The sequence below is a fragment of the Lishizhenia sp. genome (assembly GCF_033720595.1).
Taxonomy (GTDB): domain Bacteria; phylum Bacteroidota; class Bacteroidia; order Flavobacteriales_D; family Crocinitomicaceae; genus Lishizhenia.
On the sequence record NZ_JAWWCF010000282.1, the window covers coordinates 1 to 2,510 of the forward strand.

4 protein-coding genes are annotated in these 2,510 nt (G+C 34.5%); 3 read left to right on the forward strand and 1 reads right to left on the reverse strand.

Annotation, left to right across the window (positions count from 1 at the left end):
• The 3 genes from R3333_RS14000 to R3333_RS14010 all read left to right on the forward strand — a co-directional run.
• A partial coding sequence (locus R3333_RS14000; RefSeq protein WP_318959393.1) for a hypothetical protein occupies window positions 1-526 on the forward strand: 526 nt, incomplete at its 5' end.
• Window positions 527-547: 21 nt separating this feature from the next.
• Window positions 548-1,174, forward strand: coding sequence for a DUF3239 domain-containing protein (locus tag R3333_RS14005; RefSeq protein ID WP_318959394.1), 627 nt, complete (start codon window positions 548-550; stop codon window positions 1,172-1,174).
• 109 nt (window positions 1,175-1,283) lie between these two features.
• Complete coding sequence (locus tag R3333_RS14010) at window positions 1,284-2,135, forward strand: hypothetical protein (RefSeq protein WP_318959395.1); 852 nt, start codon at window positions 1,284-1,286, stop codon at window positions 2,133-2,135.
• A 126-nt stretch (window positions 2,136-2,261) separates the two neighbouring features.
• On the opposite strand, the gene R3333_RS14015 is transcribed toward R3333_RS14010, so the two are convergent.
• The coding region (locus R3333_RS14015) for a hypothetical protein (protein ID WP_318959396.1) at window positions 2,262-2,510 on the reverse strand (249 nt) is incomplete at its 5' end.

Consider the following 2,510-nt stretch of genomic DNA (forward strand, 5'->3'; position numbering starts at 1 on the left):
AGTCCCCTTACAGCTATTTGCAATGGGTTTTAGTGATTGGGAACAGGAAACTCCTTATGGGAATAAAATTAATAATTTCACCGAGGGATGCACGCTTTACCTGAGGGGTAAAACGTTTGTCGAACATATTAAAAACTGGTATTTCTACAAAGGACATACAATTGGTGAAATTACTCAAACCGATCAACCTAAAGGGTACTTTGCGGCTGATGAAATAAACAACGTGGTTATATACTTTGATGATGAAAATGATTGGAAAAATTACATAGAAAAAGAAGATTTATCGCCGAAACTCGTAACAAGATGGCATAAGGGAGACTGGAAAGTTTTTGATACTATACTGTTACTTTCCTTATTCTATTTCTTCTTTACCATACCCTTATTAATTCTGTTTGTTGTTGCAGTCGTTAGAGCCATTCGAAAAGAGAAATTCAAACTTAGTGAGCCCTATACATTATCTGTTTTGTTTATTGTAGGATTCATAGTTTTAAGACTAGTCTTAGATGCTTTCCCTCAAAGTATTTAGAATTCACTTTTAATTTATAGAATGAAAAAAAACTTTACAGTAGACAATAACACAAGAGCGAGTAACCCTGGTAATGCAAGCTTAAATCCATTCGTGTGGATTTATCATGATACACAAAAAATATTGGTTCAGACCAGCATTTTACTCTTTTCAATTTTCCTTACCATTCAGGTTTCTTTTTGGTTGATTCCATTGGTTATTCTCTCTCTTTTCAGTAACGGATTTTACTGGTTACACAAGAAGGAACACTTTAGAAGTGGAGATTCTAATGGTGGTATTGTGATTTCAGTTCGTCCAACTTTAGTAGCAGTAGCAACAGATTTAACCCAAGGGTTTGGTCATTACCCTGCAATTAAAATCATAAAATGTAATTCGCTTAAAAATGTTAAAATAAATGATAAAATAGCTACAGTTGCCTTGTACTCACAATCTAAAAACCCAAACGTTCCACACTGGGTAGGATTCAATCCTATTCCACTTTCTTTTGCAACAAAAGATCAAGAAGTTCTTGATAAAGCAATAAAATCCTATGATATGGATCAATGGGAAAGTATAAAAAGTCGTTTAGAAGAATTAGATAAACCTTATAGACCAGGATTGTTCAAAACAGAAATAGAAACCAGTGATTGGAAATCTATTACTAAATGACACGATAAAGTCAATATTGATTTATACAATTGATGTTACTTTTTATCAAAAGTGAATTACACCCGTAAATAATTCAACTTCATTTTGATTAACACTAAAGTCAACTGCAATGAAAATACATCACCTTCTAAATCTAATGCTCCTCTACTGGACTTTCAGCTTCGGTCAAGTAAGCAACATTAATCCAGCATTAACTATAGAGCACTTAAGTTCATCGCACTCAACAACTACAATTCTCCAAGATACCACAACCTATGGTCCGAAACAGTACCAATATGAAGACGGTTATGAAATCGTTTATTTTTATGCGGATAACAGCGAAGTGCATGTGGATAGGTCTAACATGAAAGGCAAGAAATCAAAACAAACGTTGGAAACTACTGAGGTATTGATCAATAATTGTTTGGCCGAAGATGCTGCTTTGATTAAACATTATAACAACCGGTTAACTTTAAAACTTCCTCGAAAGCTCGAGACCTATCAAATCAACTGCACCAATTGCGGTTTGTACAAACATTTGGGGAAAGACACCTTAGGTCCGAATGCTTTTTTTATTAAAACAGTAGCATTTAACACCTCTCCTATTTCTATAGATTTTATTTCAGACCAGGGAGAGTTTTATCAATTTCAATTGGGTGTTCAATTTCCACCTATACCCGATATCTATGCAAACAACAAGCTTATAAGGGATACCCTAACCTACAACACTTTCAGTGATACTTTACACTTAACTACCAATTTCTCTCAAAAACCTTGTTTGGATTTAGGTCACCAAATTTCTGATTGGCGTGTGAGCAATGAAAATGAGGATACGCTTGTATTTGGTTTGGGAAATGCCCTATCACCACAGGAAATGCAAGTTTTAAAAGGAATGAAAAACCTTGTTTTGGTTTGTGGGGTGAAAGGTTATGATGGGGTTATAAGGTTTAGAAAGTTTTCTTTGTTCATTAGGGATGAATAAGTACATCTTTATGAATAGTTTTGTACCATTTTAGCATTAATCGGATCGTCATAAATGTTCAACTTCCCTAGCCTTCAGATGAGTTAAAAGATGAAATTCTCAGGTCATTCACACTTTCAAGTAACGTTATTTCAAATTATAAAAAGTTCCCTCTTCAGAAATATCCATTGCCACCAAATCCCAAGAGATAAAAAGTATGAGTAGGTTGTCTACTCTTTTTTTAGGCAAATCTGACTTCCTGTAGAGTCGACTTAAAGTAGCTGGAGCCTCTTCTTTTATGGTTCTTAAAAAGCTCAATTCTTCTTCATCGAACTTTTCGGGTTTAGCGTGGTTGCGTTTCTTTTGCTTCCACAGACCAATCAAAATTTTGTTGGC

Bases quoted from the DNA above. Each gene is read 5' to 3' on its own strand.
- R3333_RS14005 (WP_318959394.1), top strand. From the start codon at position 548: ATGAAAAAAAACTTTACAGTAGACAATAACACAAGAGCGAGTAACCCT.
- R3333_RS14010 (WP_318959395.1), top strand. From the start codon at position 1,284: ATGAAAATACATCACCTTCTAAATCTAATGCTCCTCTACTGGACTTTC.